This is a genomic window from Armatimonas sp. (assembly GCF_043760365.1).
Classification (GTDB): Bacteria; Armatimonadota; Armatimonadia; order Armatimonadales; family Armatimonadaceae; genus Armatimonas.
This window is the reverse complement of record NZ_JAYUPA010001032.1, coordinates 1-7,360: the sequence shown is the minus strand read 5'-3', so window position 1 is coordinate 7,360 and position 7,360 is coordinate 1. Positions and strand designations below refer to the sequence as shown.

Annotated in this window: 7 protein-coding genes; 2 read left to right on the top strand and 5 right to left on the bottom strand. The window is 57.7% G+C overall.

The window, feature by feature from the left end:
• Positions 1–642: LacI family DNA-binding transcriptional regulator (locus ACH2EH_RS26390; RefSeq protein ID WP_395146404.1), on the bottom strand; the 642-nt coding region annotated here is incomplete at its 3' end.
• A 208-nt stretch (positions 643–850) separates the two neighbouring features.
• Entirely contained in the window at positions 851–2,341 is a 1,491-nt protein-coding gene (gene lpdA / locus ACH2EH_RS26385) for a dihydrolipoyl dehydrogenase (RefSeq protein WP_395146403.1), read from the bottom strand.
• A 159-nt stretch (positions 2,342–2,500) separates the two neighbouring features.
• On the opposite strand from lpdA, the gene ACH2EH_RS26380 reads away from it, so the two are divergent.
• Complete coding sequence (locus ACH2EH_RS26380; protein ID WP_395146402.1) at positions 2,501–3,175, top strand: hypothetical protein; 675 nt, start codon at positions 2,501–2,503, stop codon at positions 3,173–3,175.
• 121 nt (positions 3,176–3,296) lie between these two features.
• Positions 3,297–4,181, top strand: a complete 885-nt coding sequence (locus tag ACH2EH_RS26375; RefSeq protein ID WP_395146401.1) for a hypothetical protein — start codon at positions 3,297–3,299, stop codon at positions 4,179–4,181.
• A gap of 93 nt (positions 4,182–4,274) precedes the next feature.
• Here ACH2EH_RS26375 and ACH2EH_RS26370 read toward each other — a convergent pair whose 3' ends face one another.
• From ACH2EH_RS26370 to galK, 3 genes are all read right to left on the bottom strand, one after another.
• The gene (locus ACH2EH_RS26370; protein WP_395146400.1) at positions 4,275–4,901 is read right to left on the bottom strand and encodes a hypothetical protein; all 627 of its coding nucleotides are present in this window, start codon (positions 4,899–4,901) and stop codon (positions 4,275–4,277) included.
• Between the two features lie 83 nt (positions 4,902–4,984).
• Positions 4,985–6,028 carry a Gfo/Idh/MocA family protein gene (locus tag ACH2EH_RS26365; protein WP_395146399.1) on the bottom strand — a complete coding sequence of 348 codons (1,044 nt, stop codon included), beginning with the start codon at positions 6,026–6,028 and terminating at the stop codon, positions 4,985–4,987.
• Positions 6,025–7,206, bottom strand: coding sequence for a galactokinase (gene galK / locus ACH2EH_RS26360; protein ID WP_395146398.1), 1,182 nt, complete (start codon positions 7,204–7,206; stop codon positions 6,025–6,027). The genes ACH2EH_RS26365 and galK overlap by 4 nt, the downstream gene beginning before the upstream one ends.
• Positions 7,207–7,360: the final 154 nt, after the last annotated feature.

The following is a 7,360-nucleotide window of genomic DNA, read 5'->3' as shown; positions in this document are numbered from 1 at the left end:
AACTCCCCAGTCTTGCAAGGTTTGTTCATAGACAGCGCACCGAATCCGGGCGCTCTCCTGATTGGGATCACCCATGGCATAGGCAATAGAGCTGACCTGGTGCCCGCGCTCCCGCAGGTGCTGCATCCCCAGCTGCATTCCCGCCACATTGTCCACGTCCATAGAGGCCACCGCGGAGTCCGCGTAAACCTCGTCGGCCCCCACAACCCCCAGCGGAATTCCCACCGCTTTTAAGCGTTTGGGAAAGTCCTGCCCGATCTGAGGAGCAATCACGAGCATGGCATCGGGGCGCTGGGCACGGATATGGTGCTCGATACCTTCATCGGTTGCCGCCGCCGTGAAAAAAGTGATGTTGTAGCCACGCACACGGGCCCCCGCAAACACCCCCGCGAGAATACCCGCGTAGTAGTAGTTGGTCACAATCTCGGACTGCGCATCGCCCACGAGAATTCCCATCACGTGGGTGCGCTGACGTACCAGGCTCCGGGCAACGGCATTTGGATGGTAGTTCAGGCGGCGCATGGTCGAAACAACCCGCTCTCGCGTCTCAGCACGAACAGGGCGGGGACCATTATTGAGAACATAGGAGACAGTCGCCACCGACACTCCACTCTCTTTTGCGACATCGCGAATTGTTGCCATCACTGCTTGGTGCCTATTTTATCTAAACGATTAGATTTTGTCAAGAACCTCTAGACGAGACGATGCGGTGCCGTGGTGTTATCATGCCCGCCTAGACAAAATCGAAATGCTCGCTGGGCGTGATAAAGGGGGGAATCGCTCAGAACCCCCTTCCCCAGCGACGAAGGAGCGCCCGGGGGAGGGGGCAGGGGGAGAGGTTAGAAAGTTACTACTTGTCTATCGCCAGCCCTTTGACATCCTCATTGGCCTGCCCTATGGCCTCGGCGAGGCTGGGGTGGGAGTGGACGGTCTTCATGAGCTCGTCCACGGTGTTCTCTAGCTGGATGCTGACCACAGCCTCCATGATCAGATCCGTGGCGTGCGGTCCAATAATATGCACTCCGAGGATCTCACCGTACTTGGCCTCCGCCACCACTTTCACAAAGCCCTCGGTCTGGGCAATTGCCATTGCCTTGGCGAGGTTGCGGAACGGAAAAGTACCCGTCTTAACCTCGTAGCCCTGCTCTTTGGCCTGTGCCTCCGTGAGGCCCACGGCGGCCACTTCCGGCTCTGTATAGATACAGCTCGGGATGGCTTTGTAGCTCATGGTTGCCGTATGGCCACAGATATTCTCCGCCGCGACAAGCCCTTCGGCGGTGGCCGTGTGCGCCAGTCCGGAGCCGATCACGTCGCCAATGGCGTAGATGCCCGGAACACTGGTTTCGAGCTTATTATTGACCGCAATGGCGGCGCGGCCCTTGGGCGAGCCCAGCGTGATGCCCACACTCTCCAGCCCAAGCCCCGTAGTGAACGGTGTGCGGCCTGTGGCGATCAGCACAACATCGGCGGGCAGGCTCTTCTCCGCGCCATCGGCACCCGCAAAGAACACTTCCTTCTTGCCGTCTTTGTCCTCAACTCGGGTCACTTTCACACCCGTCTGAATAGCGACGCCTTGCTTCTTGAGGCTCTTGTTCAGCTCTTTGCTAAGATCCTCGTCCATGTTGGCAATAATGCGCGGCAAAAACTCCAGCACGGTCACTTTGCTGCCGAGCCCAGCGTAGACATAGGCAAACTCCACCCCGATCACGCCGCCGCCCACAATCACGAGCTCACCCGGCACTTGCTTGGCGCTCACGGCCTCGTTGCTCGTCCAGAGTGCGCCACTTGCCAGCGTGCCATCGGCTTTCTTCGCCTTCACCGCCGCGTTGTCCACCCAGATATCGGCGCTGTCCACGCCCGGAATCGGCACTTTGCTCGGCACGGAGCCCGTGGCGATAATAATATTAGCGGTGGTAATTTTCTCAACTGAGCCATCGGTCTTGGTCACTTCGACCGTATTTTTATCCAGAATCTTGCCGTAGCCCGCGATATGCTTGACTTTGGCGCTCTTGAGCAAAAACTCGACACCTTTATTGAGGCCCGTGACGATCTTGTCTTTGCGGCCCATCAGTGCAGGAAAGTCATACCCGACATTCTCGGCGATCAGGCCGAAGTCTTTGGCATGCTTGAGCGTGTGCAGCGCCGCGACCGAGCCGATCATGGTCTTGGTGGGAATACAGCCCCAGTTCAGACACGTCCCCCCCGGATTATCGGACTCGATACAGACCACTCGCGCCCCCAGCTGCGCCGCCCGTTTGGCCGCCGGATAGCCGCCCGGCCCCGCCCCTATCACAACGACATCCGCATCCTTCGACGGGTCAAAGTTCGCCTTACCACTCATCTCACGTATCCTCCAGACAGACAAAAAGGCCGGAATCGCACCGGCCTCTGGTATTTCCTGATTAGTTTACCATTTTGCCGCCCACACGAACGTGGGCGTCTACGGGCCTGCGGCCATGATGTCGCTCCGCGACGGGGGCGGGGGCGGTAAAATACAAATATGAGCTTGCAACGCCGCTCGGACCGCCGCCCTCTGCCGTGGGTCGAGATTTCCTGGCTCGTGTTCTCTCTAGGCTACGCCCTCTGGTTTTGGACCAGATCCCAGCACCTAGCCTACGAAACGGGCGCAACGGCAGATCACTCTAAAATCTATGGTTTCAGTGGTTTCTTCAGCGCCTATCCTATCCTTTTTTCGGTTGTTGGCTTCCTAAGTTGCCTCATCTCAGGCAAGAACGATCAGCAAGATCGCCGCTGGTTTCTCCAGCGTGCCCCGCTTCGTCTTCTCGTTGTGTTGGTGGTTTTGCTGGGGACAAGCTACGCAATGTCCCATATCACGGATGCCATTGACCGGGGTCTGCGAGCGCGTGTGGCAACGGGGCCGGGAACTGCGGCACTCCAAACCTGGGCGACGGAGTGCCTTTCTGGAAAACGCTCCCTGAAGCCTGTGCCCAAAAACATCAAATCGCTGGTGCCGACGGGATCGGTCGAGGCCAGCAAGGACTCCCCCGACGAGCAGCCCCACATTTTAATTCATCAAGCAGGCGGACGGGCATCCGGCTGGACGCTACGAGTCGGCCATCCTACGTTTCGGCCCCAGCTTAGCAGCGGCTTTCGCGTCATCGAGTGGCAACCTGGAGTTTACGCCACGTACTGGGTCGGCGGAGACTCCAGCTAATCCCTCTTCATTTGAATTTGAGACCGTTGCAAAGTTAAGATGTTGGGTCAGGATCTTAAGTACCAGAGTCTCCTCTTCAGTGTACTCTACCTGTAACGCTACCGTAACGCTGGCCTGTATAATGCAGACCAATTCACCTAACGAGGAGGCAACCATGCTCTTACCGATTCCGATTCCTATTCCGATGATTTTCGTCGCTCCCTACAACCAGGACGTGTCGTTCACCGAGTACCAGAAAAATATGCTCGCCGCGTTTCTCAAAGTCGGCTTTCAGGAAGGTAAAGCAACGGTGAGAGAGGGTCTCGGAAAGACGATTGAGATCCCACTGACGAAAGCCGGGGAACGGTTCGTCCTGACATTCAACAATGTCTATACCAAGATGGAGCAGACGCTTCCGCTGGCCGACGCGCCCGCCGCCGAGGCGCTGCATGGCCCTCGAATCAAAGAGAAGTTCCCCTCAGTCAAGGCGGAGTTCGACGCGCAAGGAGTCACTCTGTCGCGAGTCAGTAGCCCGGTAGACCTCACCCCGGAGTACATGATAGCGAATATGCTCGCCGACGTGCAGGGCGCAGCAAAGCTATTTTCCGCTACGCCCGCATCCGCCGATCCGCTCGGGACGGCGCTCAAGGACGCCGGGCTGGCGTTTAAAGACATCGGGGGCTACTACTCGCTGAAGTTCGACTTCTCCAGCGCCAAGCGAAGCCAGACCGCCTATGTTCGTAAAGAGATCAACACCTCAAGCTCCCTCAAAACGCGGAAGATCATCTCATTTTGCTACGATGCCAAAAATGCCCCGAGTGCGGAAATCCTTAAAGCCATCTTGCAAAAAAACTTCGGCATCGGCGGCATCGAAGCGCCCGGGGAGACGCAGAAAAACTGGCGGATTTTCTTTCGCATAGATGCTCCTGCCGATGTTGCACCCGATCTGCTCAAGCAATATCTTGTCATGGTTGCTGCAACCGCCGACGATCTCGAAAAAGAACTTGGGAAAGAGGATAAGCTCTGATGCTTTTACCAGAATGCGACGTAAGGCCCCTGGTTTATCCGATGGGAGCCATCACGGCGCTTTCTGGTAAAATCGAGATTTCTTGGTTCTTCTCTAGTGAGGCTTTTCGGTGAATTTAGAGCCATTCCAGAAAAAGTAGCTTGTTGCTTTGTACGCAGGTTTTCCGTCTGTTGTGGGAACGTTTATGTCAAGACGAATCATGCGATAGCCTCGGCGATCAAGCTCATTAAAGCTGATTTCTCGTTTGTCACCATCAACCTTTTCGGCAAAAAATTGCTGACTGCCTGGCTGGCCAAATCCGCCGGCAAAGACAATCATGAGGTGGTTTTCTGTACCTTCGAAAAGAAGAGCGGCAAGTTTTTTGCGACTAGGAACGATCCATTGAGGATGAATTTGATAACGAGCTTCCATGGTTTCGGCAGGGTAAGCAAGTTGAAAGCGCTGGATGCGCTTACCATTGGGCGTAATAATGTCAACATAGCGGATCTCATCAGGGCCGGTTCCTTTTTTAAATTCATGCACGAAGATTTTGCCGCCCGAAACCCCGTAGTTGAGAGCAACATATAGAATACTCACCGAGCCGGTCGGAGTCATCTTGAGGATGGAACTAGGGACAGGTAGCTCTTTTGCAGTTGGATCTGCGGCCCGGGCAGTAGGCGGCACGGAAATTAGGAACGCTGACCCTACGATTAGCGCATGGCGATTTGATATTTTGAACATTGAATGAACCTTTACTTCGTAGTTTCTTGAAGAGTACTAGTAACAAAAGCGAGCATAGGTTCCTCCTGAAAATGCAAAAGTAGTTAGTGGATTGAAAGCTCACTGAGCTTTACAGGGCGTCGCTCGGTGGCGGAGCGCTCGGCGGCGAAGACGGCTTTGTGGGTCTCGAAGGCGGTCTCGAAGTCCGTGTAGGGCATGGGCTGGTTGTTCTGGAGCGCATCAATAAACGCCTGGAACTGCGGCGGGTACGGGTGGTCGCTCACATCGCCTGAGTCCACGGTCGGGACGCCGAGCTTAGTCCAGAGGTCTTTGCTCAGGCCAGGCCACTGGAGCGAGGTGAGCTTCTCATCTAAAATGCTGCCCTCGCTACCGACTAAGTGCTGATGGAAGTAATACGGCTGGAGACAGTCAATGCACGACGTGACTTTTCCGAGCCTGCCATCCGCAAAGCGTAGCATCGAGACGGTGGTGGTCGGGTACTCGTAGGGCGTGAACTGGGGGTTCTTAGACTGAGTGGCGTAGCAGGTCACTTCCTCGATCTGGCCGGGCAAGTAATGCCGCAGCAAGTCCAGCGCGTGGCAGCCCGCTGTGAGCAAGCTACTGCCGCCGAAGTCTTTCTTGATGTTCCAGGCGTACTGCCCGTACCAGGGGCCGATCCCGTGGTAGTAATCCACCTCGGCGTAGTGGACATCGCCGAGTAGATTTTTATCGAGCGCGGCCCGAATCGCCTGCGCCTGGCGGCTGAAGCGCACCTCGAAGCAGACACAGGCTTGGATTTTTGCTTCTCGGATGGCATCGCGCACGGCGATGCAGCTTGCCCAGTCAATCCCGATGGGCTTCTCGATAATTAAGTGCTTTCCGGCCTTTGCAGCGGCGATTGCCTGCTCCGGGTGGAGCGGGTGGGGCGTGCAGATGTCAATAATATCAATCGAGTCGTCGGCGAGCAAGTCATTGAAATCGGAGGTGACGGTGAGTGGCGTGCCGTACTGGGCGCTGAGAGCGGCGGCGTCTAGCGCGCGGCGGGAGCAGACGGCGACAATATCCGCGCCTTGGACGCTTTTAAACGCCTCGATATGCGCCCCGGCCACCCAGCCGAGGCCAACAATGCCAATGCGATAGTGTTTCACAGTGCGATACCTTCCGCCCCTTGCGCGGCAGTTGTCGTGAGAAGTGTGGGAGCCTTGCCGAACTTTGTTGTGTAGCTCTCGGTGAGCGCAGCCTTGAGGTTCTCGATTACGGTAGGGTCGTGCAAAATAACGGCGGAGCCGCCCCAGCCGCCGCCGGTGAGCTTCGCGCCGTAGACACCAGGGAGCGCCGATGCCACTTCCACCAGCAAGTCCACTTCGTCGCACGAGTTCTCAAAGTAGCGCCGACACGACTCGTGCGACTGCTTCATGAGCTTGCCGACCTCAGCTAAGTCACCGCGCTCTAGCGCTTCGGCGGCTTTTTCGACCCGAGCGTTTTCGTAGACGATATGGTGTGCCCGCTGCTTGAGCACCGGATTGAGGCCGATGCCCTTGCTCTCAAGCAGTGCCGGAGTTACATCGCGTAGCTTGGCGTCGCCGCGCCCTAAAAGCTGCCGCGCCGCCTGAAGGCACTGACCGTGCCGCTCGGAGTAGCCGCCGCCTGCGGCGAGCTCGTGCTTGACATTGGTGTTGGCAATGAGAATCCCGGCTTTATCGGAGGGCAAGGGAACGGCGCGCCAGGCGAAGCTGCGGCAGTCTAAAAACAGCGCATTGCCCGCCAGGCCACACGCCGACGAAAACTGGTCCAGCAATCCCACGGGCGCACCTACAAACCTGCCGTTCTCGGCGCGGCGGGCGAGCTTGGCAAGCTCCATCGGGCTGTCGGCTAGGGGGTCAGGCCAGAGCGTGGTGAGAAGCCGCGCCGTTGCCACAAGTAGCGCCGCCGACGACGATAACCCCGAGCCATCAGGCACCGACGAGACCACGAACCCGGCAAACTTTCCCACGGGCGTGCCGGTTTTCTGGAGCTCGTCAATAATGCCCTTAATATAGTTAGCCCAGCGATCCTCGCCCGTGCTCTTCTCCATTGCACTCGGGTCAAAAGTGACCTCGGGAAAGTCCGCCGAGGTCGCAAGATACGTCAGAGGGCGCTCGGAGTGTGCTCCCGCGATCGCCGTGACGTAATCTACCGCCGCCGTGAGAACGAAGCCCTCGTTGTAGTCCGTGTGATTTCCTAGCAGCTCCACACGGCCCGGTGCAACACCGACCGCCGTGGGGGCCACGCCGTAGTGAGCCAGGAAGGCGGCGCGGGCCGCCTCAATTACCTGCTCACGCGTCATGCGGGAAACCTCCGCGCTCAATCTCTGCAATCGCGTCCAGATCGAGCGAAGGCAACCGTGGCCCCAGATGCGCGACAACCTTGCCCGCCGCCCACGCCGCGATCCGGCCCGTGACGGGCAGGGGTAGCTCTTTGGAGAGGCCGTAGAGAATCCC

What these genes read in the sequence shown, in the direction of transcription:
- lpdA (WP_395146403.1), bottom strand. Translation starts at nt 2,341, where the DNA reads ATGAGTGGTAAGGCGAACTTTGACCCGTCGAAGGATGCGGATGTCGTT.
- ACH2EH_RS26380 (WP_395146402.1), top strand. Translation starts at nt 2,501, where the DNA reads ATGAGCTTGCAACGCCGCTCGGACCGCCGCCCTCTGCCGTGGGTCGAG.
- ACH2EH_RS26375 (WP_395146401.1), top strand. Translation starts at nt 3,297, where the DNA reads ATGCAGACCAATTCACCTAACGAGGAGGCAACCATGCTCTTACCGATT.
- ACH2EH_RS26370 (WP_395146400.1), bottom strand. Translation starts at nt 4,901, where the DNA reads ATGTTCAAAATATCAAATCGCCATGCGCTAATCGTAGGGTCAGCGTTC.
- galK (WP_395146398.1), bottom strand. Translation starts at nt 7,206, where the DNA reads ATGACGCGTGAGCAGGTAATTGAGGCGGCCCGCGCCGCCTTCCTGGCT.